At 66.0% G+C, this 26,319-nt stretch carries 20 protein-coding genes; 9 read left to right on the top strand and 11 right to left on the bottom strand.

Going from position 1 to position 26,319, the window contains the following annotated elements; all coding sequences use genetic code 11:
* Positions 1-361 precede the first annotated feature (361 nt).
* From AC1DWU_RS21980 to AC1DWU_RS22000, 5 genes are all read right to left on the bottom strand, one after another.
* A complete protein-coding gene (locus AC1DWU_RS21980; protein WP_477152153.1) occupies positions 362-1,492 on the bottom strand; it encodes a glycoside hydrolase family 172 protein in 1,131 nt (376 codons plus the stop codon).
* A gap of 31 nt (positions 1,493-1,523) precedes the next feature.
* Positions 1,524-2,363 carry a carbohydrate ABC transporter permease gene (locus AC1DWU_RS21985; RefSeq protein WP_477152154.1) on the bottom strand — a complete coding sequence of 280 codons (840 nt, stop codon included), beginning with the start codon at positions 2,361-2,363 and terminating at the stop codon, positions 1,524-1,526.
* Positions 2,356-3,294, bottom strand: a complete 939-nt coding sequence (locus AC1DWU_RS21990; RefSeq protein WP_477152155.1) for a carbohydrate ABC transporter permease — start codon at positions 3,292-3,294, stop codon at positions 2,356-2,358. Before AC1DWU_RS21990 ends, AC1DWU_RS21985 begins: the two co-directional genes overlap by 8 nt.
* Before the next feature lie 10 nt (positions 3,295-3,304).
* The gene (locus tag AC1DWU_RS21995; protein ID WP_477152156.1) at positions 3,305-4,645 is read right to left on the bottom strand and encodes an ABC transporter substrate-binding protein; all 1,341 of its coding nucleotides are present in this window, start codon (positions 4,643-4,645) and stop codon (positions 3,305-3,307) included.
* A gap of 83 nt (positions 4,646-4,728) precedes the next feature.
* Entirely contained in the window at positions 4,729-5,736 is a 1,008-nt protein-coding gene (locus AC1DWU_RS22000; protein WP_477152157.1) for a LacI family DNA-binding transcriptional regulator, read from the bottom strand.
* 288 nt (positions 5,737-6,024) lie between these two features.
* Between AC1DWU_RS22000 and AC1DWU_RS22005 the strand changes: the two genes are divergently transcribed.
* The 6 genes from AC1DWU_RS22005 to AC1DWU_RS22030 all read left to right on the top strand — a co-directional run bounded on the left by AC1DWU_RS22005 (position 6,025) and on the right by AC1DWU_RS22030 (position 13,867).
* Positions 6,025-7,278, top strand: coding sequence for an ABC transporter substrate-binding protein (locus AC1DWU_RS22005; protein ID WP_477152158.1), 1,254 nt, complete (start codon positions 6,025-6,027; stop codon positions 7,276-7,278).
* 75 nt (positions 7,279-7,353) lie between these two features.
* Positions 7,354-8,250 carry a carbohydrate ABC transporter permease gene (locus tag AC1DWU_RS22010; protein ID WP_477152159.1) on the top strand — a complete coding sequence of 299 codons (897 nt, stop codon included), beginning with the start codon at positions 7,354-7,356 and terminating at the stop codon, positions 8,248-8,250.
* Between the two features lie 6 nt (positions 8,251-8,256).
* Positions 8,257-9,111 (top strand): carbohydrate ABC transporter permease, encoded by an 855-nt coding sequence (locus tag AC1DWU_RS22015; protein WP_477152160.1) that lies wholly within the window; start codon positions 8,257-8,259, stop codon positions 9,109-9,111.
* A 15-nt stretch (positions 9,112-9,126) separates the two neighbouring features.
* Complete coding sequence (locus AC1DWU_RS22020; RefSeq protein ID WP_477152161.1) at positions 9,127-11,682, top strand: GH116 family glycosyl-hydrolase; 2,556 nt, start codon at positions 9,127-9,129, stop codon at positions 11,680-11,682.
* A 2-nt stretch (positions 11,683-11,684) separates the two neighbouring features.
* The gene (locus AC1DWU_RS22025; protein WP_477152162.1) at positions 11,685-12,803 is read left to right on the top strand and encodes an ABC transporter ATP-binding protein; all 1,119 of its coding nucleotides are present in this window, start codon (positions 11,685-11,687) and stop codon (positions 12,801-12,803) included.
* The gene (locus AC1DWU_RS22030) at positions 12,803-13,867 is read left to right on the top strand and encodes a DUF4185 domain-containing protein (protein ID WP_477152163.1); all 1,065 of its coding nucleotides are present in this window, start codon (positions 12,803-12,805) and stop codon (positions 13,865-13,867) included. The genes AC1DWU_RS22025 and AC1DWU_RS22030 overlap by 1 nt, the downstream gene beginning before the upstream one ends.
* 3 nt (positions 13,868-13,870) lie before the next feature.
* On the opposite strand, the gene AC1DWU_RS22035 is transcribed toward AC1DWU_RS22030, so the two are convergent.
* From AC1DWU_RS22035 to AC1DWU_RS22060, 6 genes are all read right to left on the bottom strand, one after another.
* Positions 13,871-15,055, bottom strand: a complete 1,185-nt coding sequence (locus AC1DWU_RS22035; protein ID WP_477152164.1) for an enolase C-terminal domain-like protein — start codon at positions 15,053-15,055, stop codon at positions 13,871-13,873.
* A gap of 52 nt (positions 15,056-15,107) precedes the next feature.
* Complete coding sequence (locus AC1DWU_RS22040; RefSeq protein ID WP_477152165.1) at positions 15,108-15,989, bottom strand: amidohydrolase family protein; 882 nt, start codon at positions 15,987-15,989, stop codon at positions 15,108-15,110.
* 282 nt (positions 15,990-16,271) lie between these two features.
* Positions 16,272-17,564: a class II D-tagatose-bisphosphate aldolase non-catalytic subunit gene (locus AC1DWU_RS22045; RefSeq protein WP_477152166.1), complete on the bottom strand. Its 1,293-nt coding sequence runs from the start codon at positions 17,562-17,564 to the stop codon at positions 16,272-16,274.
* The gene (locus tag AC1DWU_RS22050; protein ID WP_477152167.1) at positions 17,561-19,606 is read right to left on the bottom strand and encodes an ROK family protein; all 2,046 of its coding nucleotides are present in this window, start codon (positions 19,604-19,606) and stop codon (positions 17,561-17,563) included. The genes AC1DWU_RS22045 and AC1DWU_RS22050 overlap by 4 nt, the downstream gene beginning before the upstream one ends.
* Positions 19,606-20,475 carry a transcriptional regulator gene (locus AC1DWU_RS22055; RefSeq protein WP_477152168.1) on the bottom strand — a complete coding sequence of 290 codons (870 nt, stop codon included), beginning with the start codon at positions 20,473-20,475 and terminating at the stop codon, positions 19,606-19,608. The genes AC1DWU_RS22050 and AC1DWU_RS22055 overlap by 1 nt, the downstream gene beginning before the upstream one ends.
* A complete protein-coding gene (locus AC1DWU_RS22060) occupies positions 20,476-22,497 on the bottom strand; it encodes a DUF5107 domain-containing protein (RefSeq protein WP_477152169.1) in 2,022 nt (673 codons plus the stop codon).
* A 209-nt stretch (positions 22,498-22,706) separates the two neighbouring features.
* Here AC1DWU_RS22060 and AC1DWU_RS22065 point away from each other — a divergent pair, with 209 nt between their 5' ends.
* From AC1DWU_RS22065 to AC1DWU_RS22075, 3 genes are read left to right on the top strand one after another with little or no spacing between them, the layout of a single operon-like run.
* Positions 22,707-23,249 carry a 2Fe-2S iron-sulfur cluster-binding protein gene (locus AC1DWU_RS22065; RefSeq protein WP_477152170.1) on the top strand — a complete coding sequence of 181 codons (543 nt, stop codon included), beginning with the start codon at positions 22,707-22,709 and terminating at the stop codon, positions 23,247-23,249.
* Entirely contained in the window at positions 23,246-24,199 is a 954-nt protein-coding gene (locus tag AC1DWU_RS22070; protein ID WP_477152171.1) for an FAD binding domain-containing protein, read from the top strand. Before AC1DWU_RS22065 ends, AC1DWU_RS22070 begins: the two co-directional genes overlap by 4 nt.
* A complete protein-coding gene (locus tag AC1DWU_RS22075; protein WP_477152172.1) occupies positions 24,196-26,319 on the top strand; it encodes a molybdopterin cofactor-binding domain-containing protein in 2,124 nt (707 codons plus the stop codon). Before AC1DWU_RS22070 ends, AC1DWU_RS22075 begins: the two co-directional genes overlap by 4 nt.

The raw sequence follows: 26,319 nt of genomic DNA on the forward strand, positions 1-26,319 counted from the left end.
TGCGTGCCAGGCTTCGTCCCTTGGGCCACTCCGCATCGAGCGACCCTCGCGTGATAGCGGCTTGACCGGCGAACCGGTCCTTGCCGTGATGGTTTCCGCCTGAACTGCAGCGACCCGCAGCCCACCCGGTCTCCACCGCACCAACCACTCGTCATGATCTCGCTTCGGTGCAGCGGACCAGCACAGAATCGCATGGGTGAGGAGGTGGGGGACAGATTGGACAAAGATTCTCTTAGTGCATTGAGATCATTGGCATCGTGGCCAAAGTGCCCTGGGTCGAGATCGTGCCCCGCAACGTCCCCCCTCTTGGAATTCTCCCCCGCAAGGGGGGAGATGGGCATCGAGCTTGTGGCCGGATGGCTCAGATCACCTCGAGATAGTCGCGGCCCGGCAGGGCCTCGAACGGGGCGGTGGGGAGGGTCTGGTACCAGAACGCCACCGAGGCGATGTCATCTTGCAGCGGCAGGTAGCGCCGCGAGTTGCGATTTTCGGTGCGCCAGCCGAGCGCCTGGATGGTGACCTTGAGATCGCTCTCGAAGCGGATCGGGTCGCTGAGGTGCCAGCGGTACATGCCGAAGCGGGTCTGGCTGCGATAGGTGCCGTCGGGGCGCAGCACTTGCGGCAGGCCGGAATAGGGAGTCGAGAACTCGCGGTAGCGGCTGTCCATGGTGTCGTCGACCACGCCGCCGTCGAAGTTGTAGGCGCCGCAGAAATAGTCCTCGGTGCCGGTGCCGCAGATGGTGGGGAACTCCTTGTCCCCATCCATGAAGAACTTGATCTCGCCTTCGCCCCACCAACCGGAGTTGTTGACGCCCCAGGCCATGTAGGTGCCGACATAGTGCCCGCGGCCCTTGATGCCATCGAGGATGGTGTAGTCGGTGCCATAGGGCAGGGGGTTGGTGCGGCGGAACTTGGCGTGGAAGTAGGCCGCGTCCTCCGGCACCTCGGTCAGGGCGTAGTTGATCTGGTAGTAGATGATGCCGAAATCGTCGGGGTCGGTGTTCTCGATCTCGATGCGCGCGGCCTTGCGGAACGGCATCTCCCAGTAGCAGTTGAAGGCGCGGCCGGGGTTCACACACACGGCGAGCGAGTTGATCTGCGCGAACTGGCCCCAGCCCATGCAGAAGAAATCGCCGAGCGGCGCTTCGACCGAGGGGTTCTCCTGGTCGTCCCACCACATGCGGATGATGAGGCTGCGCCAGCGCAGGTTCGCGGTGGTCAGCCAGATTTGCTGGATCGCGCCCATGCCCTTGATGTCGGCGAGGACGCGCGTTTCGCGCGGCTCGATGCGGATCGAGGGCGAGACCTTCCAGCCCTGGCCGCTGCCGTTGGGGCCGAGCCCCTTGGCGTGCACGGCGCCGGTGCCTTCGGTGGCCATGCCGCCCTTGCCCTTTTCGCCAGTGAAGTTCTCGGGCGAGACGGAGCGGGTCTTGGCGGGGGACAGCCGGTAGAGGTTAGAGAGGTTGACGCCGAGGCCATTGAAAGAAGTCATGTTGGGATCCGTTGGAACAGAGGGTTTGGTCTCAGCCTTTGAGGCCTGAAGTCTTGATGGAATCCATGATCTGCCGCTGGAAGATCACGAACAGGACGAGCATCGGCACCGCGACGATGGTCGAGGCGGCCATGGTGTAGTTCCAGCTGGCGGCGTACTGGCTCTTGAAGTTGGCGATGGCGACCTGCACCACCCAGAGGTTCTGGTCCGAGGCGACCGTGAGCGGCCAGAGGAAGCTGTTCCAGTTGGCGAGGAAGAACAGGATCGCCAGCGCAGCGATGATCGGCCGACTCAGCGGCAGGATGACGCTGGTATAGATGCGCCAGTAGCCGGCCCCGTCGATCACCGCCGCTTCCTCGAGTTCCTTGGGCAGCGACAGGTAGTATTGCCGCAGCAGGAAAATGCCGAAGGCGTTGAAGATCGCCGGGATGATGAGCCCGGCATAGGAGTTCAGCATGCCCATCGAGCGCACCAGGATGAACAGCGGAACGATGATGACCGGGAGCGACACGAGGAAGGTCGAGAACATGGCGAGGAACACCACTTCGCGCCCCGGGAACTTCAGCCGTGCCAGGGCGTAGCCGGCCATGGTGTGGAAGAACAGCGCCACCACAGTCACCACCGTCGATATGACGAAGGTGTTGAGGAGGTAGCGCCAGAACGGCACCTCGGTCAGCACGTAGATGAAGTTATCGAGCACGGGCTTTGCCGGGATGAGGTTCGACTTGAACACCTCGGTGGGGCCCTTGAAGGCGATCGACAGCATGTAGAGCAGCGGGAAGATCGCCATCAGGGCGAGCACCACCGTCACCAGCATCCAGACTAGCCGGACGACGTTCGCCTGCGAACGGGAAAGGCTTGCGCTACTCATAGTCGAACCGTCCGCCGCGGGTGAGAAGGAAGAAGAACACCGTGACCACCATCAGCAGAACGACCAGCAGCGTTGCCAGCGCCGCGGCATAGCCGAAGGCCGAGTATTGGAAGGCCTGCTGGTAGATGTAGCTGATCAGCAGAGAGGTCGAGTTGGCCGGTCCGCCCTTGGTCATCACGTAGATCAGGTCGAAGGCCTGCGCGCCGGTGATGGCGGCGACCGCCGAGACCAGCAGCACAAAGAAGCTGGTGGGGCGCAGCAAGGGCAGGGTGATGAACCAGAAGCTCTGAGTGGCGCCGGCTCCGTCGATGCGTGCGGCCTCGTAATACTCCTTGGGGATGTCCTGCAGGCCGCCGAGGAAGATCAGCATGTAGAAGCCCATCAGGAACCACACCGCCGCGAGCGTCACCGTGAACAGCGCGAGGTTTGGATCGCCGAGGAACGAGATGCCGCCGAGCCCGATACTCGCGGCGAAACGGGTGAGCACGCCGAGCTTGTCGACCACCATCAGCTGCCAGACCAGCGCCACGACGACGAGGCTGACCATCTGTGGCGCGAAGAACATCGAGCGCATCACGGTGTTGAACTTGCTGGTCCGCTGTACCAGCAGCGCGAGACCGAGCCCGGTGACGTAGAGCAGGGGCACCAGCATGACGGTGAACTGCGCGGTGACGCGCAGCGACGACCAGAACAGGGGATCGATCCACATCTTGGTGTAGTTGGCGAACCCGACGAACTTGAAGCCGCCGAAGCCGTCGACCTCGAACACCGAAATGCCGAGCGCCAGGAGCATCGGCAGGCCGATGAACAGCGCCAGCCCGATGGCATCGGGCGCGACGAACAGCACGCCGGCAATTGCCTCGCGCTGCTTGGTGGTGAGCCGGATGGCAGCGGGCTTTTCGCCCGCCGCCGTGGTTGTAATCTCGGTCACTGGTCTGCCTTCAGAGGATCGGTGCGCCGGTGTAGGACGCGAGGAAGGCATCGAGCTGCTGGCTGGCAGCAGTCGCCGTCGCCTGCGGATCGGCACCGCCGAGCTGGGTCTGCTGGATGGCGTCGGAGATGATCTTGTAGACCTCCGGCGGCACCCGCGGCTCGGCCCGGGTTCCCGGATGGATCTGCGTGCCGAAGATGCCCATGTTGCCCTTGTTGAAGGCATCGCCTCCGGCTGATAGCGCCGAGTTGCGGGGCGGCATGTCGGACTTCGCTACGGTGCACCAATCGACCACGCGCTGCACCGAATCCGGCGCCATCGAGGCCAGCGCCCAGGCGATGAACTTCGCCGCAGCTTCCGGGTTCTTGCCCTTGGAGTTGGCAACGAAGGCCCAGCCGCCGCCGACGGTCACGTACTTGCCGCCGGTCGGGACTGGCAGCTTGAAGATGCCGTAGGGGACGTCGGGGGCGTTGTTGTCCATCGCCGAGATGCCCCAGATGCCGACGTTTTGCATGGCGCAGTAGCCGGAGCCGAGGTTGGCGACGATATCGCCGCCGCCACCGCCGAGCATCTGGCGCGGGGCAGCGCCGGAGTTGACCGCGTCCTGCCAGAGCTTCAACGCCGCGACGGTCGCCGGCGAGTCGAAGGCCGACTTGCCTTCGGCCGACTGGAACTCGCCGCCGCCCTGCCACATGAACGGGTACCAGGTGAAGTTCTGGTAGTAGCCCGGGTTGGTCTCGAACAGCACGCCATAGCGCTCGGCCGTGGTCAGCTTCTTGCCCACTTCGAGCAGCTGGTCCCAGGTCTGGGGCACGTCGTTCTCGTTGAGGCCGGCGTCCTCGAAGGCCTTGATCGAGTAGTAAAAGGCCATCGGCTCGACTTCCATCGGCACGCCGAAGATCTTGCCGTCGACCATGCGGTTGGCGATGACGCTTTCGGGGAAATCGGCGCGGGCCGCTTCATCGATTGCCGGGGTCAGGTCCTGCAGCACGCCGCCGTTGTAGTAGCGCAGGAAATCGCCGGGCGAGATGATGAAGATATCCGGGCCCTGGCCCGAGGCGAACGAGGTCGCGAGCTTGGTGCCGCCGATGTACTCGGAGCCCACCACATACTCGAGGGCGACCTGCTCGGACTGGGTGGCGTTCCAGTCGGCCACCATCTTCACGAACCAGTCGACCTGCGGCTTCACATCGCCGCCGGGAGCATAGAACTGCCAGAAGCTGAGCGTGTTGTCCTGGGCGAACGCCCTGCTGGCGAACGGCAGGGTGAGACCGGCAGCGCCGAGTGCAGCGCCGCCCTTGAGGATGGACCGGCGGGACCATCCCGACGGCATGTTGGACGTATTAGTCATCTCACTCCTCCCTGGAGCTTTCGTGTTGTCGTCCGACACGGCCACCTCCCCCGAAACGGCCGCGTTTGGTTATTTCGGGTCGGCTAAGCCGACTCGAAGATGCGCAGCGCACAGGGGATGACCTCGGTGCGCGGCGGGCCGTCGAACTTTCCGTTGATGCGTTCGAGCAGCATTTCGACGGCGCGCTTGGCCAGCGCGCCCGGGTTCTCGCCGGCCCGGGTGAGGTTGGGCCTCACGTATTCGAGCTGCGGCAGGTCGCCGAAAATGGCGACGGCAATGTCGTCGGGGATGCGGATGCCCCGGTCGTGGAACTCGGCTAGCGCGCCGGTGGCCATCAGGTAGTTGCCGATGAAAACGGCAGTCGGGCGCTGGTCGCCGGTGAGGCTGGCGATCCACTCGACGGCCTCGCGGCCGGAGGGCGGCAGGTAGGTGCCTTCGTGGCGCTGGGTCAGCCGGTCGAAGGCGACGCCGTGGTCGGCCAGCGCCTTCTCGAAGCCGTCGGCTCGCGCCATGGCGCTTTCGAAGTTGTTGGGGCCGGTGATCTGCACCACGCGCTTGTGCCCGCGTTCGGCGAAGTGCTTGCCCACCATGTAGCCGCCGCCGAAATCATCGACCTTGATGCTGTCGACGGCGTGGCTGGCGAGCTGGCCGATGAACACCACCGGGGTGTCGAGCTTCTGCAGCTCCTCGTTGATGCCGTGCAGCGCGAAATCACCGACCAGCAGGCCATCGACGCGCTTCTTGTTGAGCTGGCGCAGGTAGTCGCGGCCATGCGTCTGCCAGTTCCCGCCCGGCACGTCGGTGTTGTAGATCAGCGCGTCGAGCCCGGCTTCCTCGAGCGCCGCCTGCGCCGCCTTCACCATCTCGGTGTAGAACGGGTTGCCGATATCGGGGATCAGCATCGCGATCAGGTTGGTGCGGCCGGTGCGGAGGCTCTTGGCCTGCGGGTTGGGCGAATAGCCGAGCTCGTCGATCGCCGCCTGCACCTTTTCGCGCAGCGGCTTCGACACGCGATTGGCGTGGTTGATGACGTGCGAGACTGTGGTCCGCGAGACGCCTGCCCGTTCGGCAACTTTTGAGATCGTGCTCATGGCGGCAACGGCTAGCACCAAACGAAAGACGCATGCAAATGGATTTGTGAATGCATTTGCAAATCCATTCACAGCTGTTACGTTTGGACTCGCCAGAAGACGGGGATAACCCCGCGACGGGAGAAATATCTGAACAATCACAATGGCTTAATCAGCGCACTTTGAAGTCGAACGCCGGTTTTTGGCGGTTTTCCGGGTGCGGATGGCATTTTCAACATGGGACGCGGCAAAACCCGCGATCCAGCACCGGCGAAGCTTTGTCGAAACGCCGGACAGAGGAGGGACGAGATGAAGAAATTACTGGCGGCTCTGCTGCTCACGGCGGGGCTGGTGTCGCCCGCGCTGGCCCAGTCGGACGAGGCGGGCAAGCTCCGCCTGATGACCTTCGGCGGCGAGGCGCAGCTCAAGTCGACGCAGGACGCGGTCACCCGCTTCAACGCCAAGTACCCCAATGTCGAGGTCGAGATCGGCGTCGATCCGATCAGCGGCGGGTGGGGCGATTTCGTGTCGCGCGTGCTGCAGCAGTACAATGCCGGCGAGCAGTATGACGTCTACCACACGGCGGTCGAGACGCTGCAGAGCTTCGCGGCGCGCGACCTGTTCATCCCGCTCGACGACTACATCGCCACCGGTGACTTCTCGGACTTCGACGCGAAGCTGTTCGACCTGACCAAGTACAAGGGGAAGACCTACTTCATCCCCTCGACCTGGAACAACATCATGACGAACTACAACCGGGCTCTGTTCGCAGAGGCCGGTATCGAAGCGCCCAGCAAGACCTGGACGTGGGACGAGTTCGCCGCGATCGCCGAAAAGCTGACCAAGCGCGACGCCAACGGCAACGTCACCCAGTTCGGCTACGAGGTCCCAGCGTTCTTCTTCGGCCTGATGCCGTGGTTCCTCTCGAACGGCACCTCGCCGGTGACCGAGGACTGGTCGGCTTCCAACATGAAGGACCCCAAGGTCGCCGAGACCCTGCAGTTCCTCTACGACCTGATCCACACCAAGAAGGTCTCGCCGGTGCCGGGACAGGAGGGCGTTGAGAACCAGTTCTTCGCCGGCCAGATCGCCATGATCTCTCGCGGCCACTGGATCGTGCAGAACGCGATTGCGTCGAAGCTCGACATGGATATCGCGGTGCAGCCGGGCAAGGTGAGCAACGACACGGTCATCGGCTTCGGTGCCTATGGCATCTCGTCCAAGGCGCAGAACCCGGAACTGGCCAAGGCGCTGGTCACGGAGCTGTTGTCCTACGAGACGCAGGTTGCCGAGGGTGATCTCGGCGGCGCGGTGCCGGGCCGCAAGTCGGCGGCCGAAACCGAGAATTTCCTGAAGTTCCCGCCGTCGGCGCCGCTCTACTACGAGACGCTGCCGACCACCCATGCGGTGCCGTCGCCGGCCAACTTCCAGGAAGTCGACCAGATCTTCATGCGTTACTTCAACGCCATCATGACCGACGAAATGACCATCCCTGATGCCGTCGCCAAGGCGGACCAGGAACTGACCCGCTCGTTCGAGCGCATCAAGCGCGTCACCCAGTAGTCCTCCCCCGGACTGCCCGCGTCGGACCCTTGGGTTCGGCGCGGGCACTTGATCTCTCTCCGGCCCGAGATGGTTATGGCGAAGCGACGACTATCCGACCTCCGCAAAGCGCAGATGCAGGCAGGCTACATCTTCGTCTTGCCCTCGATCCTGCTTTACGCGGCCTTCGTGCTGGCGCCTGTCGTCATCACCATCATCCTCAGCTTCACCTATTACGACATCAGCTTCGGCGCCGACTGGGTGGGGTTCGAGAACTACGCGCGCTTCCTCACCGAGCCGCGCTCGCTCGAAATCTTCTGGAACACGCTGCGCTTCGCCTTCCTCGCGGTCACCTTCAACGTCGCGGTGGGGCTGATCCTGGCGCTGGCGCTGAACCGGGCGATGCCCAAATTCCTGCTCTACTTCTTCCGCCTCGCCTTCTTCCTGCCGGTGATCATCTCGGCGGCGTTCGTCGCGGTGGTGTGGAGCTATTTCTACAGCTTCGATTTCGGCGTGCTGAACTACTATCTGCAGCAGATCGGCATCCCGGCGGTGCCGTGGGTTTCGTCGTCGAAGGTGGCGATGACCTCGATCGTCATCATGGACGTGTGGAAGAACACCGGCTTCTTCATGATCATCCTGATCGCGGCGCTGCAGGGCGTGCCCAAGCCGATCATGGATGCGGCGTCGATGGACGGCGCGTCACCGTGGCGGCGCTTCAGCCGGATCACGCTGCCCTACATCTCGCCGGTGCTGTTCTTCTGCATCGTGTTCGCCTCGATCGGCGCGCTGCAGGTGTTCGAGTCGATCATGATCCTCACCGGCGGCGGCCCCGGCGACTCCACGCGGTCGCTGTCGATCTACCTCGTCGACGAGGCGTTCGGCAGCTTTGAGCTCGGCTACGCGGCCGCGGTCAGCGTCATCATGATGATCCTCGTCCTCATCATCACCATTATCCAGATCATCGGCTCGCGCCGCTGGGTGCGGGAGTAGCCGCCAATGAGAACCAAGACCATGCAGACGCGCGAAGCCAAGAAGTGGGTCGATCGCGCCATCATCGCGGTGCTGCTGCTGATGGGCATCGCGATGCTGATGCCGTTCTTCTGGCTGTTCTCGATGTCGTTCCGGCCAGCGGCCGAAGCCTACAAGATGCCGCCGAGCTTCTTTCCGCCGAGCTTCGATCTCACCAACTACCAGACGGTGCTCGACTCCTCGGTGCCGTTCCTGAGGATTTACTGGAACAGCCTCTATGTCGCCGTGCTGGTGACCATCGGCCAGCTCATCACCTGCACGCTTGCCGCCTTCGCCTATGCGCGGCTCCGGTTCCCCGGTCGCGACAGCCTGTTCTTCGTCATGCTGATCGGGCTGATGTTCCCGGCGCAGGTGACGATCCTCCCCATCTATCTCGGCTACGCCAAGATTGGGCTGCTCAACAACCCGCTTGGGCTCGTGCTGATGGGGCTCACCTCAAGCTTCGGCGTGTTCATGCTGCGCCAGTTCCTACGCTCGCAACCGAAAGAGCTGGAGGAGGCCGCGCTGATGGATGGCGCCGGCTACTTCAAGATCTTCTGGCGCATCTCGCTGCCGCAATTGATGCCGGCGCTCGGGGCACTCGCCATCATCACCTTCACCGGGGCGTGGAACTCCTACTTCCAGCCGCGCGCACTGATCGAGTCGCAGGCGTCGATGACCCTGCCGATCGCGATGGACCTGCTGCGCGGCTACATGAGCCAGGGGAACCTCTCGGTGGTCATGGCCGCCATGAGCATGGCCATCCTCCCCGTCGTCCTCCTCTTCCTCGTCGCCCAGAGAATGGTGATCGAGGGCGTCACTTTCTCGGGCATCCGGGCCTGACCAATGGATTTTCAGATGACCAAGACCGATCCGCGTTTCATCTACGAAGGCGACCGCACGCGCCACATCGCCTTCCCGCTCGGCGGCATCGGCGCCGGTGGTCTCGCACTTTCCGGCAGCGGCCGGCTGGTCGACTGGTCGATCCGCAACCGCCCGGGGCTGCAGAGCTTCAACGGCTACAGCCACTTCGCCATCAAGGCGGAGGCTGGCGGCGAACTGCTCGATGCCCGCGTGCTCAACGGCCCCTATGAGGGCCTCCCCACCGGCTCGCCGACCACCCGGAAATTCTTCGACGGCTTCGGCTGGGGCGCCAATCGCAACACTCTGGCCGGCGTGCCGCACTTCGAGTCGACCACCTTCACCGGGCAGTTCCCCGTGGCCGAGGTGGCGTTCCACGACGCGACCTTCCCGGGAAAGGTGATGCTCACGGCCTGGAGCCCGTTCATCCCGACCAACGAGCGCGATTCCTCGTTGCCGGCGGCGATGTTCGAGATCGAAGTCACCAACACCGGCGGCGCGCCAGTCGACTACACCATCGGCGGCACGCTGGGGAACCACGGTTGCCAGAACGGCAGGCACAGCTATGCGGAGCAGGGCGGGGTGAAGTCGCTACTGCTCTCCGCCGCCGATGAACTGCCGGATTGGCAGTCGGGCGACGTGTCGATTGCCACCGATGCCGCCGACGTCGACCACATGGACTACCATTTCCGCGGCCAGTGGTTCGATGACCTCAACCTGTTCTGGCGCGAGTTCGCCCGGCCGGGTCGGCTGCCCGAGCGGCACTACGACAAGCCGCGGCTCAACAAGAACATGTTCGACCAGCCCGAGCACGGCACCATCGCCGCGCGCGTCACCGTCGCGCCGGGCGAAAGCAAAACCATCCGCTTCGCCATCAGCTGGCACTTCCCGGTAGGGCAGGTTTATTGGCGGCAGGGCCAGCTGAACGGCGAGACCGGTACCTGGCGCAACTACTACGCCAGCCAGTGGGCCGACAGCCGCGCCGTGCTCGCCGAAGCCTTCGCGCGCTGGGATGAACTCCGCGCCCCGACCTTCGCCTTCCGCGATACGCTGTTCGGCACCTCGCTGCCGGTCGATATCGTCGACGCGGTGCAGGGCACCATGAGCATCCTCCGCACCGCCACGGTGATGCGGCTCGAGAATGGCGAGCTCTGGGCCTGGGAGGGCCAGTTCACCAACGAAGGCAGTTGCGAAGGCAGCTGCACCCACGTCTGGAACTACCAGCAGACGCTGCCCTACCTGTTCCCCGGCCTCGAGCGGACGCTGCGCGAGACCGACTACACCTACAACCAACTGCCCAATGGCGGCCTCACCTTCCGGCAGATCATCCCGCTCGGCTCGGCCTTCTTTCCATTGAACCCCTGCGCCGACGGCCAGTTCGGCTCGATCATCAAAACCTTCCGCGACTGGAAGATTTCCGGCGATACCGAGTGGCTGAAGCGCTATTGGCCGAGGGTAAAGGCGGCGCTGGAGTATGCCTGGTCGGCCGACAACCCGGACCAGTGGGACCCCGAGCGCACCGGGATCCTGTGGGGCCGCCAGCACCATACGCTGGACATGGAGCTGTTCGGGCCGAACTCCTGGCTGTCGACCATGTATGTCGCGGCGCTCAAGGCGGGCGCCGAGATGGGCCGGGCCGCCGGCGATACGGCGTTCGCCGCCGAACTCGACCGCATGGGGCAGGCGGGGGCGGACTACCTCAACCTCGAGTTGTTCAACGGGCAGTACTTCATCCAGAAGACCGACCTCGACGACAAGGCGCTGATCGAGAAGTTCGACAAGGCCTCGGGCAAGGTCGGCGTCATCGCCGACGGCTTCATGGAGACGTACTGGTCCGACGAGTACGCAGAGATAAAGTACCAGTTCAACGATGGCTGTGCGACCGACCAGATCCTCGGCCAGTGGCATGCCGACCTAGCTGGGCTCGGCAGCTTCCTCGACCCGGACAAGGTGAAGACCGCGCTGGCGTCGGCCTATCGCCACAACTACCGCGCCGAGTTGAAGGGCCACTTCAACCCCTGCCGCGTCTATGCCTATGAGGACGAGGGCGGGGTGCTGGTTGCGACGTGGCCGGAGGGCACCACCAAGCCGGCAGTCCCGGCGCCCTATTCGGAGGAAGTGTGGACCGGGCTCGAATACATGCTCGCCTCGCACCTGATCTTCCGCGGCCTCACCGACGAGGGGCTGTCCATCGTCCGCACGGCGCGCGCCCGGCATGACGGTTATCGCCGCAACCCGTGGAACGAGATCGAGTGCGGCAGCTATTACGCGCGCTCGATGTCGAGTTTCGCGCTGGTCAACGCCTGGTCCGGCTTCAGCTACGACCTGACCAAGGGGGCTATCGGCTTCGCGCCGCAGGACAAGGGCGACGGCAGCTGGTTCTGGTCGGTGGGCGAGGGTTGGGGCGTCGTCACCCGCACCGGCGATCGCGTTCGGCTCGAGGTGCGCTACGGCAGCCTCGATCTCACGGACCTCAGCTTCGCCGGCACCACCGCCCGCATCGGCCGCAAGCTCGCGGCCGGCGACACCGCTGACCTGACCCTCGGAGGCTGACCATGGCCGAACTGCAGTTGCGGCAGGTCCGCAAGAGTTTCCAGACCCTCGAGGTCATCCACGGCATCGATTTGACCGTCGACGACGGCAGTTTCACCGTGTTCGTCGGCCCGTCCGGCTGCGGCAAGTCCACGCTGCTGCGGATGATCTCGGGGCTCGAGGAAACCTCGACCGGTGAGATCTGGCTCGATGGCACCCGCTGCGACCACCTGCTGCCGTCGGCGCGCGGCATGGCCATGGTGTTCCAGTCCTACGCGCTCTACCCGCACATGAGCGTCGAGGAGAACCTCCGCTTCGGGCTCGAGAACCAGAAGCTCGCCAAGCCCGAGATCACCAGTCGCGTCGACAAGGCGGCGGACATCCTGCAGATCAAGCATCTGTTGAAGCGCCGGCCCAACCAGCTTTCGGGCGGCCAGAGCCAGCGCGTGGCCATCGGCCGCGCCATCGTCAAGGAACCGAAGGTGTTCCTGTTCGACGAGCCGCTCTCGAACCTCGATGCCGAGCTGCGGGTGAAGATGCGGTCCGAGATCTCGTCGCTGCACCGCCGGCTCGGCACTACCATGATCTACGTCACCCACGACCAGGTCGAAGCCATGACCATGGCGGACCGCATCGTGGTGCTGCGGGAGGGTGTGATCGAGCAAACCGGCGCGCCGGTGGAGCTCTACGCCCGGCCGCGCAACCAGTTCGTCGCGGGCTTCCTCGGGGCGCCGCAGATGAACTTCTTTGCCGCAAAGGTCACCGAGGCGGGTGAACGCCTCACCGTCGCCTTCAACACGGGCGGCCCCACCCTCAGCCTTGCCCGCCGCGAGGGGGCAGTGAAAGCCGGCGATGCCGTGACCATCGGCATTCGCCCCGAGCACCTGGTCCTCACCGCCAACGGATCGCTCGCCGTCGAGGTGGTCTCGACCGAAGTGCTGGGCGCCGAAACGGTGCTCCACGGCAAGACCCCCGGCGGCGAGCCGGTCACCGCCACCATGCGCGGCATCCTCGCGACGCAACGCGGCGACACGCTGCGCTTCGAGATCGCCGACGCCTTCACCCACGTGTTCGACTCCAACGGGCTGACCCTGCAGCCCACCCGCGCCTGGACCGACGACTACATGAAGAAGATCGCCTGATGCGCCTCCTCAGCCTCGCCGTCGCCGCCCTCATTGCCGCCACCCCGGCCCTCGCCACCGACTACAGCGTCACTTCGGAAAAGGTGAAGGCGCTCACCGGGCCCAATGCGCTGGCGCCGATGAAAGGGCCGGACATCTGCGGCACAGACCTCGGCACCATGGCCGAGATCGACGGCAGGATCGTCATGGCCTTTGGCGACACCTTCGGCTGGAACGAGAATGCCTGCATCCGGTTCGGGCCGAACTGGCGCTCCAACGTCCTCGCCTTCACCTCGGACCTCGATGCCTCCGATGGCGTCGTCATCGACGACTGGGTGACCGGCGAGGACGGCAAGGCCGTGGAGATCGCCAGGGGCGCGCACCAGGATGCGTTCAAGGGCGAGCAGACCAAGATCCCGACGGCCATGGTGGCGGTCGGCGACACGCTTTACCTCCACTACATGTCGGTGAACGGCTTCTCCTCGATGGGCGGCGTCTGGCTCTGCAACTGGTCGCGCTTCATCTCGTCCACCGATGGCGGCAAGACCTGGAGCCCCGGTCCCGACGAGTTCGGCAGTTTCAAATCGAGCTTCAACATGCTGGCGCTATCGGCCCAAGCAGGCGCCGGCAACGAGGATGGCAAGTATGTCTACGCCGTCGGGACCCCCTGCGGCCGCTTCTCGGGGGCCCGCGTCGGTCGCGTCGCGGCGGACAAGGTGTTGGAGACCAAGGCCTGGGAGTACTTTGACGGCAGCGGCTGGGTCTCCGACCAGGCGCAGGCGGCGGAAGTCATCAGGCCCGGTGCCGGCGAGGGCTCGCTGGTCTGGAACCCCGGCATCAAGCTCTGGATGTACACGACGCTCAACGAACTCTCCGAAGCGATCGAACTGCGCTTCGCCGAGCGGCCGGAGGGGCCGTGGTCGGCGCCCGAAGTGCTGGCCCGCGGTTCGGACTACGCCCAGGCCTATGGCGCCTACATGACCCCGTCGTGGATTTCCGAGGATGGGCTGAGCTTCTGGTTCGTGATGAGCCAGTTCGGGCCGTACAACACCTACGTGATGAAGGCGACGCTGACGCCGCGCTGAGGCTCAGAGCACCATCTTCTCGATGGCCTCTTTCGACAGGCCGTGGCCGAAGCCGGGCTCGTCGCTGACGACGACAAAGCCATCCTTGGGAACGGCCATGCCGGGGTAGTTGTTGGTCTGCTTCAGCGGAATGCCGGGGGCGCCGCCGACGAAGTACTCGCCCCAGCGCGAGTTGGGCGCCGAGTAGTTGAAGTGCTGGCCGTAGGGCGTGTTCATGCCGGCGTGGCAGATCACTTCGAGGCCCGAGGCATCGGCGATGGCGGTGATCTTCTGCACCGCAGTGAAGCCGCCGACCCAGTTGATGTCGGGCTGGAAGATGTCGACGACACGATCCTTGGCCGCCTCGAAGAAGGTGTAGGGCGTGTACCAGTGCTCGCCGGTGGCCAGCGTCTGCCAGGGCAGGCGTTCGCGCAGCGCCTTGTGCGAGGTGTGATCCTCGGGGATCAGGCAGTCTTCCATCCACTTGAGGTTGAACGGCTTCAGCCGGTGGGCGAGGCGCACCGCGAACTCGACGTCGAAGGCCATCCAGCAGTCGAGCATCAGCTCGACATGCGGGCCGATCAGCTCGCGCGCCTTGCCGACGAAGGTTTCGTTCTTGTCGAGGGCTTCGAGGCCGTCGGCGGTGCCGTAGGGGCAGGCGAGCTTGGTCGCCTTGAAGCCCAGCTCCATGTGCCAGTCGGTGTCGTTGCCGGTGGCGTAGCAGAACTGCTTGTCGCGGGCGGCGCCGCCAGCGAGTTCATATACCGGCAGCTTCAGCACCTTGCCCTTCAAATCCCAGAGCGCGAGGTCGATGCCGCTGATGGCGTAGGAGGCGAGGCCGGACGAGGAGTAGGGCGACGTGATGCGCATCATCATGTCCCAGAGCTTCTCGGTGGCGAGGGCGTTCTCCTCGTGCAGCAGCGGGCCGATATGGTCGTTGATCAGGCTGATGGTCGGCTGGCCGTAGCCGGTGACGCCAAAGCCCCACGAGCCATCATCGGCGGTGACGATCACGCCGACCGCCGGGAAGGCGTTGTTCCAGCTCGAGCGCAGGGCCTTGTAGCGTGGGTAGCGCGACATCGGGTTGGCGACTTCGGCGTCCTTGGTCCAGGGCGGCCGGCGCGCAGTGCTGGTTTCCTTGTCCTTGTCGTAGTTGCCGCCGGCAATCGGGTTGGTGATGGCAAAGGCTTCAATAGTTTTGATTTTCACGAACAATCTCCTGGTCGCCGTATGTCGAGGCGGACAGCTGCGCCGTCAGAAATCAGCTGGGGATGCGGTAGAACTTCCTCGAATTGTCGCGGAACAGCGCAGCCATTTCGGCCTCGGACGCGCCCTCGGTGATCTTGGCGAATGCCTTCCACAGGGTCGGGAAATCGCTGGTCAGCTTGTCGACCGGGAAGTTGGAGGCGAACATCGCCCGCTCGGTGCCGAAGATCTCCAGCGTCTCCAGCACCAGCGGGCGGAAGCTCTCGGTGGTCCACGCCTTGTCGAGCATGCCGAGGCCGCTGATCTTCACCGCGATGTTCGGTCGTGACGCGAGCTCGCGCATCCCGGCCTTCCAGGCTTTCCAGCCGGCGAGGTCGCGGTCGGCCCACATGCCGGCGTGGTTGAGGATGATCTGCGTGTTCGAGGCGTCGGCGGCTAGCTTGGCCGCCTGGGCCATCTGGTGCGGGTAAAGCTGCAGGTCGAACGTGAGGCCGCGGCGGCCCAATTCCTTCAGCCCGCCGACCCAGCCCGGTTCATCCATCAAGTCGCGGGCGATGTAGTTGAGCTTGGGGTCGGCGTGGCGGTTCACTACCTGCCGGATGCCCCGGAAGATCGCGAAAGTCGCGTGGCGGTCGAGCAAGGCCGGGAAGTCCGGCGCCGCAAGGTCGCCGTGCGCCACCAGGACGATCGGCACCGGGCTGCGATCGGCGACGGCCTGCAGCGTCTCCGATTCCTTCACCGGGTCGGTGGGGAAGGCCTCGACGTGCACCGCGCCGGCGATCTCGATCTCGTTGCCGCCTTCTTCGAGGTACTCCTCGAGCAGGTAGCTGCGCGAGATCGCGGCATTGGCTCCGCCTTTGCCGGGCTTTTCGAAATGCGGGTAGATACGGGTCCAGAGGTCCCACAGGTGGATGTGCGGATCGATGACTTTCAGCATTTCGCCCTCAATGCAGCCGACATTTCTTCGACCGGCCAGGATTTCGGCCGGGCGCCGGGATGGGTCTCCATGTGGGGGCTCCATCCAGGTCCGTGGGTGGAATGTGGGCGTTGGAATAATGAACGCCCACACCAGAAGTGAGTCAACGGAGCAGTGGCTACAACTTACGTCTCGATGGGGCTAAATGTTTGTATTTATTGTATTACCTGCGGCCGAACCGGACTGCCATTCGACCATGTGGAACGCTTGCCGGATAAGTGACTTGCCGTCAAAGACGGTTGGTCAGGTTGCGACACCGATACATGCGAAATACGGGACCAGCGCAGTCTGGACCTGGGCGTAGATCAGTGCGCGAGCCCAATCGGGCGACCGAGCTTCGAGGCGCTCGGCACGGGCGATCACCTCGGGCGCGAAGTACTGCTCGAGCAGCGGGGCTGCCGGCTTGGCGGTGGCGAGGCTGGCCAGCAGTTGTTCCACGGCTTCCGCCGCGCGAGGCTGCGCCCAGTAGTAGCGGATGCGGTCGGCGTAGCTGAAGTGGCGCAGGAGCTTCAGGGTCGCGGCGTCGCCGGCGTAGTGCTTGGCCCAGTTCCTGGGATTCTCCAGCATCAGCGCCTCCATCACCGGGGCGATGGGCTTGCGCGGTGCATCGGGTGCGAGCCATGTCGCCACGCTGTCCAGCGCGTAGACCGCCCGGCGATAGGCGAAGGTGAGGGCGGGGCCGACTTTCAGCACGGCGAAGTGGCGCCGGGCGAGGGCCGGGAAGACGTCGGAGTACTGGTAGTCGGTCGAGTGGGCCTCGAAGCTCAGGCCGTCGTGGCCTTCAAGGACCGGGGAGAGCAGGTCGGGGGCGGCGAGGTCGAAGCGGTGGATGTGGTCGGGGGCGAATTCCAGGCCGGGTTGGACAACGAGGCCCACGGCGCGTTGCCAGGCGGTGTGATCGAGGCTTTGGGCGGCGAAGGCATCGTGGTGGGCGGCGATGGTAGCGCGGGCGTTGGCGGGCTCGGTGGGGGCGATGCCGATCGGGCCTTCCTCGGCGCGGGCGCCGCCGGGCGGGGGGACTTCGGTGCCGAACATGTAGCTTAGGGATGACGGATCGGCGGTTGCGGCCTCGCAGACGGCGGCGAGATCGGCGGCGCGGGCGGCACTGATGGTGTCGCCGACGGCTGCGGGCTCGCCGGCGCAACCCTCTGAACAATCGAGGTGAATCTTGGTGAAGCCGGCTTTGACGTAGGCCGCGACGAGGTCGCGGGCGTTGGCCATGGCGATCTCGGCGGGCTGGTCGCGCCAGACTTGTGGGCCGAGGTGATCGCCGCCGAAGAGGACGCGGTTGGGGCTGACGCCGGTCTGGGCGCAGAGGCCGTGGACGAAGGCGATGAAGTCGGGCGGGGTCATGCCGGTGTAGCCGCCGAACTGGTTGACCTGGTTGCTGGTGGCTTCGATCAGCAGGGGGACGTCCCACTCGTCGGCCAGCAAAAGCGAGGCGGCGACGACGTCTGGATGGGCCGAACAGACCGAGGGCAGGGCCTCGCCGGAGCCTTTGCGGTTGCGGGCGATGAGGTCGCGGAGCTGCTTCATTTGGTGCCTCGGGTGACCAGCATGGCGGCGCCGCGGACGCCGCTGGCGTCGCCGAAACGGGCGGTGGCGAAGGCTGGCTGGCGCACACCTTTGAGCATTCGCGGGGTGAAAGTCCGGGAAAGGGTCGGCGCTAGACCATGAATGTTTGACAGTCCACCGCCGATAACCACGCAATCGGCGTCGATGGTGAGCTGGATGGTGTGGATGAGCTCGGCGAGGATGTCGAACCAGATGTCGAGCACCTTGCCCATCGCGACGTCGCCGGCTGCTGCCTGGGCGACGATGGCGGCCGAGTCGACTTCGGCGCCGGTGAGATGTTTGGCGATGCGGGCCATGCCGGGACCCGAGAGCAGGGTCTCGTAGCAGCCAATTCGGCCGCAGCCGCAGGCGAGGATGGGGAGGTTGTGACGGCGGACCAGTTCGGCGGGAAGGCCGAAGTGGCCGACTTCGCCGGGGAGGCCGTTGTGGCCGACCACCAGCTGGCCGTCGATGCATACGCCGCCGCCGACGCCGGTGCCGAGGATCAGGCCGAAGACGGTGCGGTAGCCCTCGCCGGCGCCGCCGTTGGCTTCGGACAGGGCGAAGCACTTGCAGTCGTTCTCGACCGGGATTGAGCGGCCGATGCGGGCCGAGAGGTCGGCGCTGAGGGTGTGGCCGGTGGCGGGGACGTTGGAGGTCATCGAGATGCCGGTGGCAGGGTCGATCAGGCCGGGCAGGCCGACGCCGAGGGCGACCTTCGCGCCGGCGGTCTCGTCGAGCCAGGAGACGGCGCCCTCGATTGCCTGCAGCAGGTCGTCATAGCTGCCCTTGGCGGTGGGGACGCGGCGGCGCTCGAGGACTTCGAGCTTGTTGTTGAACAGGCAGGCTTCGATCTTGGTGCCGCCGACGTCGATGGCGCCGAACACTTGCGGGCCGGTTTCGGGCAGGGGGTAGAGTTTTACGCCGGCGACGACGCGGGTGAGGTTGCCCGAGGCGAAGGGGTTGTCGACGGTCATGCCGAGGCGGTGCGACCAGATGACGGCGAGTAGCTGCGCCACCATGACGTAGAGTACCGAGGACCAGGCGTCGTTGCCGATAGAGGGGATGGCGATGTCGGCGCCGGCGGCCGGGTCGCCGAGCCGCGAGACGATGTCGGCGCCGAACTGCGCCGCGACTTCGGTGACGAGGTCGGTGTCGTAGCGGCGGGTGTGCGGGTCGGAGGAGAGGAGGACGAAGACGCGGGTCTTGCTGTTGGTGATGGCCTTGGGGCCGTGGCGGAAGCCGAGGGTCGAATCCCAGGAGGTGGGGATCTGGCCGGCCGCGAGCTCCAGCACCTTCAGCGCGCTCTCGCGCGACGAGCCGGTGAGGGGGCCGGAGCCGAGGAAGACGGCGCGCTCGGGGATCGGCAGGGCGATGAGCTTGTCTAGCTGGCCAGAGATGAGCTGTTCGGCACCGTCGGCGAGCCGTGCCAGCAGATCAGTCACCGGCGCCGGCGGGGTGGGGTCGAAGCAGGCGAGGGCGGTAAGCAGCATCGTGGTGTAGCTCGACGTCATGGCGAAGCCGCTGTCGTCGGTTTCGGGCGGGAGCACGATGTTGCGCAGCTCGCCGGGGCCGGCGTTGTCGGTGCGGGCGAGGGCGCTGTTGGCGTTGCAGGTGATGTGCAGGCGATCGGCCTCGGGGGCGTGCGCCGCCAGGAGGTCGAGCGTACCGATCGACTCGGAGCTGTTGCCGCTGCGGCCGAACGAGACCACCAGCAGCTTGATGCCCGGGCGGAGGAAGTTGCGGGGTGCGGCGATCAGGTCGGTGGTGGGGATGGCACGGAAGCGGGCGGGGCCCGCGGCCTGGTTCAGGTAGGCGGCCAGCGTTTCGCCGATGAAGGCTGAAGTGCCGGCGCCGGTGAACCAGATCTCGTCGGGACGGCGGGCGGCGACCCAGGCGCGGATCTCGGCGGCGATGCCTTCGAGCCTCGGGCCGAAGCTGCGCCAGATGGCGGGCTGGCGCTTGATCTCGCGGGTGGTGGCCCAGCGGTCGAGGTCGGCGGGATTGAGGTATGCGTCGGTCATCAGTTGTTTCCTTCCGGCTCGACCCGGTGAACGGTGACGCCGCGTTGTTCGAGCATTTCGGCGGTTTCGTCGGGCAGGCCGGTATCCGTAATCACAGCGTGGATGCGATCGGGCTCGCAGATGCGATGCAGGGCCGGAGCGCGGAACTTGGTGGAGTCGGCGAGGACGATCACGCGCTGGCTGACGCCGACCATGGCGGCATTCTGATGGGCTTCCGCCTCGTTGAAGGTGCTGAGGCCGAGCACCGGGTCGATCGAGTCGGCGCCCAAGTAGATGGCGTCGAAGCGCATGCCGCCCAGGGTGCTTTCGACGAGGCGGCCGGAGAGCGAGTTGGACTCGAAGCGCACGGTGCCGCCGGGCAGCATGACGGTATGCTGGGTGGCGCCCCGGAAGGCTTCGACGATGTTGAGGCCGGTGGTCATGATGACGAGGCCTGGGGCAGCGCGGAGATTTTCGGCGAATAGCTGGGTGGTAGAGCCGGAGTCGATGATGATCGAGCGGTCGCTGCCCGCCAGCGACAAGGCGAAGCGTGCGATCGCCCGCTTGGCGCCGAGGTTGACGACTGCCTTGTCGGTCACTGCCGGTTCGACGAACGGGCTCTGGCCGGCATCGCGGGCCAGCGACATGGCCAGGGCGATGCGGAAATCCGGCAGCCCCTTGTATCCGAAGTGGCGGCAGAACCGCAGCACGGTCGGCTCGCTGACGCCGGCGGCGCGGGAGATTTCCTGCAGTGGCTCGCGGATGAAGGCCTCGGGTGAGGCGACGAGGTAGGCGCCGACCAGCTGGAAAGCCTTGTTGAAGCCGGACAGCTCCTGCGAGATGCTCTGCATCAGCGAGGTGGCGGGGCGCGGCGCCGCCGCGTTCGACACTTATCGACCCCCGGCTTCGTCGGCGGCCCGCATGCGGAAATTGAGGTGTGCGGGCACCGGATATTGCTTCAGCCGTTCGGCAAGTTCGGCGGGTGAGGGCGCGCGGCCGAGCGCCTGCTGCAGCCGGCCGCGCTGCAGCGCGACCCAGAGTTCGTCGAGGAGGTTCTCACCCTCGCGCACCGTGGCGAAATGGCGATCGAGCAGCCGTTCGAGGAGGTTTAGGTCGCCTTCGCCGGCCGCGACCATGGCGCGGCCCAGGTGCACCCGTTCGTCGGTCAGGGCCGAGGCCGGCAGGGCGGAGGCGAAGGCACGCAGCCGCTCGAGCCGCCCGTGCTTGACGAGCAGCGTGACTATTTCGGCGGCCAGCGCCGGTGGCGCGTCGCCGCCCGCCCAGGCCGCGAGGTAGTCGCTGTCGGCTGCGTCGGGATCGGTGGTGACGAGAGCTCGCTGGCGCCGGCCGAGCCAGGTCGGCCGCAGGGCGATGGAGCGGTCGAACAGGGTTCGCGCCGTCTCGCGGTCTTCACGGTCGAGCGCGGCGATGCCGAGCAGCAGGGCATGGAGCCAGGTATCGCCGGACTTGTCGCGGCTTGCTTCAAGCGCCTCGACCCAGGCGGGCGAGACCGCGACGTCGGCGGGTACGCGCTTGAGGCTTGCCTCGGAGAAGCGTCCGGTAGTGACCAGTTCGTCCCAGCAATCGGTTGGATGCTGCACGGCAAAATCGAGGCCCGGGGCCAGCGGCGTGGCGGTCAGCTTCTCCTGCCGGCCGCCCCAGGGCGAGCCGCCGGCGAGGCGCTGCGTCACCGGACGGCGCGACACTTCGGTGAGGAATGCGTCGACGCTCGCGAGTTCGGCGGCGGGGAAGCGCGCATCGACGGCCCTGGCCGCGGCGCCGACTGCCTGCTGGTAATCGGTGGCATGCGCTTGAGCGGGATCGACGCTCAGCGCGCCGTAGACCTCGGTCCAGTGCACTTCGCTGTTGGGTGCGAGTTCGAAGCGCTGGTTCTGCGTGGGGGCGATGCCGCTCTGGATCTCGATGTAGTCGCCTTCGCCGGGGCGGGCGAGGTAATCCATCCATTGCTGGCCGCCGGCGCCGGTGCCGAAATAGAAGAACTTGCGGCCTTTGAGGGTCGCGGTTGCGGTCTGCGCCAGGCCGACGCCGTCGATGTCGAGGGCGGCGATGAACAGCCGGTCGGCTTCGGGCTTCCGGAAGAACACGGAGGTCGAGTCGCGCCAGCGGTCTGGGTAGGAGCCGTCGAACCGGGTCGGATCGGGGAACTCGAAGCGGGCCAGCTCATTGCCGGGCAGCACATGCTCGATCGAATAGTCGGCGGGGCTCAGCACGCGCATGCCCTTCGACATCGGCGCCGCGACGTTGGTCCACCAGTAGGCGAGCTTGGTCGCCTCGGTGCTGTTGACGATGCGGCCGTGGACGAACAGGCGATCGTCGTCGTTGGGCAGGAACAGGTCGATCTGCCAGGTCGCCTCGACGATGCGGTCGAACTCGTAGAGCCGCAATACGGGACCGCGCTCGGTTTCGACGATGCCGGCGAAGACCGGGGCGGAGGTGAACGGCGTGTGCCCGGGAATGAGCCCGTTCCACTCGATGCCGCCGGAGAACCAGGCGTTCAGCGCCGCTAGATTGGCCGGCTGGAACACCGGATTGCGGAAGACCAGGTCGCGGCCGAGCTTCAGGTCGCGCATTTCCATGAGCCGGCCGCCGAACTGCGGGGCGACGGAGACGCGCAGCCGGCCGTTCTCGATGGTCACCAGTTGCATCTCGCCGGGCGCCTGGGAGCGGTCGTAGTCGTCGTAAACCTGGTAGGGGAGGATCGAATCCTTGCCCCACTGGAAGCCGTGCGAGCTTTCCTCGGGGCTCAGGTCGCGGTTGGGTGGGGTGTTCTTGTCGAGCGTCGGCTGTTGCCAGCGGAAGCGAGGCAGGGTGCTGGGGCCGCCGAGCCGGGACATCGGCATCTGGCGGGACGTGGTGGCGATCCGTGTCGCTCCCGTGTTGATCTTGTTCATTTTCCCCTCCCTTGGCCGCAGCGGCGGGGCGAAAGTACACGGCTGGTGTAGTTTTGCAACATGGATGTTTGTGAAACTACATTGGACGCTCGGCGATCGTCCCCCGCAACGCGGGGAGGATCACGGAAGGGCCGGTGCATCCCTCCACGGGACTGGCTTTTTCTTGAAAGCGCTCTAGGCTCGACCGTGCATTTCTTGAGGGGGAAATAATGTCTGCAGCGCGTGACGGGACCGCGACGTCCCGGCTGCCGGTGACGCTGAGCGTCAATGGCGAGATCAGGACGCTTGCGCTCGATCCGCGGGTGACGCTGCTCGACGCGCTGCGCGAGCACATGCTGCTGACGGGGACCAAGAAGGGCTGCGACCAGGGGCAGTGCGGGGTGTGCACGGTGCTGGTGAACGGGCGCCGGATCAACAGTTGCCTGACGCTGGCGGTGATGCACGAGGGCGACGAGATCTCGACCATCGAGGGGCTGGGGACGCCGGAGGCGCTGCATCCGATGCAAGCGGCATTCGTGAAGCACGACGGGTTCCAGTGCGGCTATTGCACGCCGGGACAGATCCTCTCCTCGTTGGCGGTGCTCGAGGAAATCCGGGCGGGGGTGCCGAGCCATGTGACCGGTGATCTCGAGGCGGCGATACCGCTGAGCGACGAGGAGATTCGCGAGCGGATGAGCGGGAACCTCTGCCGCTGCGCCGCCTACCCCAACATCATTGCGGCGATCCGCGATGTGGCGGGGGACGACGCATGAGGCCGTTCAGCTATGAGCGCGTGACGACAGCTGCGGAGGCGGTGGAGGTGGCCGCTGCGACACCGAATGCACGGTTCATCGCCGGTGGCACGAACCTGCTCGACCTGATGAAACTGGGGATCGAGGCGCCGGCGCACCTGATCGACATCAACCGGCTGGGGCTGGACCGGATCGAGCCGACGGCCGAGGGCGGGTTGCGGATCGGGGCACTGGTGCGCAATGCCGACCTTGCCGCGGACATGCGGGTGCGGCGGGACTATGCGGTGCTGGCGCGGGCACTGCTCGCCGGGGCTTCGGGGCAGCTGCGCAACAAGGCGACGACGGCGGGCAACCTGATGCAGCGGACGCGTTGCCCGTATTTTTACAACACCAACATGCCCTGCAATAAGCGAAGGCCCGGCTCGGGGTGCGCGGCGATCGGTGGGTTGAGCCACAACCTGGCGGTGCTCGGCGCGAGTGACGCATGCATCGCCACGAACCCGTCGGACATGTGCGTGGCACTGCGGGCGCTTGATGCGACGGTGGAGACGGTTGGCGCGGGTGGGCGGGTGCGGTCGATCCCGATCGCGGAGTTTCATCGGTTGCCAGGCGATACGCCGGATATCGAGACGGCGCTGGAGGCGGGTGAGCTGATTACGGCGGTGACGTTGCCGCGGCCGATCGGCGGGGTACAGCTTTACCGCAAGGTGCGGGAGCGGGCGTCGTATGCGTTCGCCAATGTGACGGTGGCGTTAGTGGCGCGGCTGGATGGGGCGATCGACAGGCTGGCGTTCGGCGGGCTGGCGCATAGGCCGTGGCGGGTGGAGGCGGCGGAGGGTGGCCTCGATGTCGATGCCGCCGCCGATGTGGCGCTGGCTGGTGCGAGGCCGACCGCCGACAATGCATACAAGCTGCCGCTGGCACGGCGGACGCTGGCGGCGACGCTGGCGCAGGCGGGAGTGGCGCGATGATCGGCGAGGGGATCAGCCGCACCGATGGGCCGGTGAAGGTTACCGGACGGGCCGCCTATTCGTACGAGCGGCAGGACGCAGGGCCGGCGCTCTACGGTTACATCGTTGGGGCGGGCATTGCGAAGGGCCGGGTTGCCCGGATCGAGACGACGGCGGCGGAAGCGGCGCCGGGGGTGCGGCTGGTGTGGACGCACAAGAACGCGCCGGACCAGGGGCCGGCCGAGGGCATCGACGGCGACATGATGGACCGGGCCCGGCCGGAGCTGGCGAGCGATCGTGTCGGCTACTATGGCGCGCCGGTGGCGTTCGTGGTGGCCGAGAGTTTTGAGGAAGCGCGGGCCGCTGCGGGGTTGATCGAGGTCGAGTATGAGGCGGAGCCGGGTGAGTATGACCTGGGCGATTTCGGGCCGGGTACGCGGTGGCGGCGGCCGTCACAGGCGGGCGATGTCGATGCGGCGATGCGCGAGGGGCCGGTGACGGTCGATGAGACCTACACCACGCCCTACCATTTCTCGCAGCCGATGGAGCTGCATGCCTGCCTCGCCGACTGGAAGGACGGGCACCTCAACCTGTACCTCACGGCGCAGATGCTGAACCAGCTGATCGTCGGGCTGGCGGCGACGCTGAAGCTGGAGGTGAAGGACATCACGATCGACAGCGCCTTCGTCGGCGGCGGGTTCGGCTCGAAGATCGTGCTGCATGCCGAGGCGGTGCTGGCATCGCTGGCGACGATGGCGCTGGGGCAACCGGTCAAGGTGATGATGACGCGGCGGCAGGTGTTTACGCTGGTGGGGCATCGGCCGGCATCGATCAGCCGGGTGCGCCTGGCGGCGAGGCCGGATGGCCGGCTGACTGCGCTGGGGCATGAGGCGCTCATCCAGGTGACGGCGGACGAGGCGTGGGACGAGGGGGTTTCATCGGTGGGCAAGGCGCTCTACGCGGCGCCGAACCGGTTGACGCGGCAGGCGCACAAGGCGCTCGATTTGCGGGCGGGCGAGCCGGTGCGCGGGCCGGGCGAGTTGCCGGGGCTGATGGTGCTCGAGTCGGCGATGGACGAGCTGGCTGAGAAGCTGGACATCGATCCGGTGGAGCTGCGGCTGAGGAACGACACGGACATGGATCCGGACAAGCGGCTGCCGCTGAGCGGCAGGCGGTTGGCGGACTGCCTGCGCGAGGGGGCGGAGCGGTTCGGCTGGCGGGATCGGCCGACGCGACCGGCGAGCAGGCGGGATGGGCGATGGTTGATCGGCTATGGCGTCGCGTCGTCGATGCGGGGGCATTTCCAGACATCGGCCGAGGTGCTGGTGCGGATCGACCCGGATGGCTGGGTGATCGTGCGCTCCGACATGACCGATATCGGCACCGGCACCTACACCATCGTGGCGCAGGTGGCGGCGGAGGCGCTGGGCGTGCCGATGAGCCAGGTGCGGGTGGAGCTGGCGCGGACCGACCACCCCAAGGGCAATGGGGCGGGTGGATCGTGGGGTGCGGCCAACACCACGGTGGCCACGGACCGGGCGTGCAAGGCTTTGCGCGAGCGGATCGGCGCGGTGGCGGGGACGAGCTACAACGATCTGTTCGCCGAGGTGAGGCGGCACTTTCCGGATGGCCTCGAGGAGACGGGGAAGACGCTCGATAACAAGCACGACCCGAACTACCAGAACTTCGCGCAGTACACTTATGGCGCGTCGTTCGCCGAAGTCGGCGTGGATATGGACACCGGCGAGGTGCGGTTGCGGCGGATGCTCGGGGTGTTCGCGGCCGGGCGAATACTCAACGCCAAGACGGCGCGCTCGCAGCTGATCGGTGGGATGATCTGGGGTGTCAGCGCAGCGCTGCACGAGGCAGGCCTGGTGGATCCGCGGCATGGCAGCTGGGTGAACGGCGATTTCGCCGAGTACCTGATCCCGACGCATGCCGATATCCCCGATATCGACGCCATCATGCTCGAGGATTTCGACGAGCGGGCGAACCATCTGGGGGTGAAGGGGATCGGCGAGCTGGGAGCCGGTGGGACCGGCGGCTCGGTGGCGAATGCGGTCTACAATGCGACTGGGGTGCGGATCCGCGATTTCCCGATCACGCTGGCGAAGCTGCTCCCGGGGTTGCCGACGCGCTGA

Source organism: Devosia sp. P2_G7 (genome assembly GCF_056403495.1).